1 protein-coding gene is annotated in these 1,040 nt (G+C 65.1%); it reads left to right on the plus strand.

Annotated features, from left to right (window positions below; translation table 11 throughout):
* A partial coding sequence (locus EOA60_RS34515; protein WP_164899837.1) for a molybdopterin cofactor-binding domain-containing protein occupies nt 1–1,040 on the plus strand: 1,040 nt, incomplete at both ends.

Genomic DNA, 1,040 nt, shown 5'->3' on the forward strand with positions numbered 1-1,040 from the left:
TGCCGAGACATTCGAGGCGGCGGAGGAGGCGGCCCAGTTGATCCGCGCCGATTACGAGGAAGAGAAGCCGTCCGCGAGTTTCGATAGTCCCGGCACCAAAACCATTCCCGCCGCCGGCAAGAGTCCGCTGTTCAAGGAGGATGTGAAAGCAGGCGATTTCGACGCCGCCTATGCAGCCGCCGCGGTCAGGATCGACGCTCGGTATTCAACGCCCACCCAGCACCACAACCCGATCGAGCTGTTCTCCACGACGGCATTTTGGCAGGGCGATCAGCTCATCGTCCACGAGCCGTCCCAGAACGTCACCGGCTGGAAGGCCGAACTTGCGAGAGAATTGAAAATCGATCCGGCCAATGTGCGCATCGTCAGTCCCTTCATCGGCGGCGCCTTCGGCTCAAAAGGACCGATGACGCCGCGCACCGCCATCGTCGCGGTAGCCGCAAAACGTCTCGGGCGTCCCGTGCGCTGCGTGACGAGCCGCATGCAGGCTTTCGGCACACAGACTTACCGGGCCGAAACCCGCCACCGCATCCGGATCGGCGCCGGCGAGGACGGCCGCATCACCGCTTTCGCGCACGAAGGATGGGAGGTGACATCGCGCCCTGATCCCTATGTTGTCGGCGGCACCTCGGCGACCGGCCGCATGTACGACTACGGCTCGGTGTTGACGCATGTGTCGCTGGTCCAGGCAGATCGCAACACGCCGGGCTACATGCGTTCGCCGCCCGAGACACCTTACGTCTACGCGCTGGAAAACGCGATGGACGAGATGGCGGTGGCGCTTGGCATGGACCCGGTCGAGTTCCGCCGCATCAATGAGCCGAAGGCGGAACCGATCGGCAAGAAGCCCTTCTCCAGCCGCTCGCTGATCCAATGCTATGAACAGGCGGCCAATGCCTTCGGCTGGGCGAAGCGGGACCCCAAGGTCGGCGCGATGCGCGACGGCGACTGGCTGATCGGCATGGGCTGCGCCACCGCCATCTACCCCACCGCGGTGGCACCATGCGCGGCGCGCGTGCGCCTGACGTCGGATGGCGATG

Origin of the sequence: Mesorhizobium sp. M1A.F.Ca.IN.020.06.1.1 (assembly GCF_004023265.1) — a bacterium.
Lineage (GTDB): Bacteria > Pseudomonadota > Alphaproteobacteria > Rhizobiales > Rhizobiaceae > Mesorhizobium.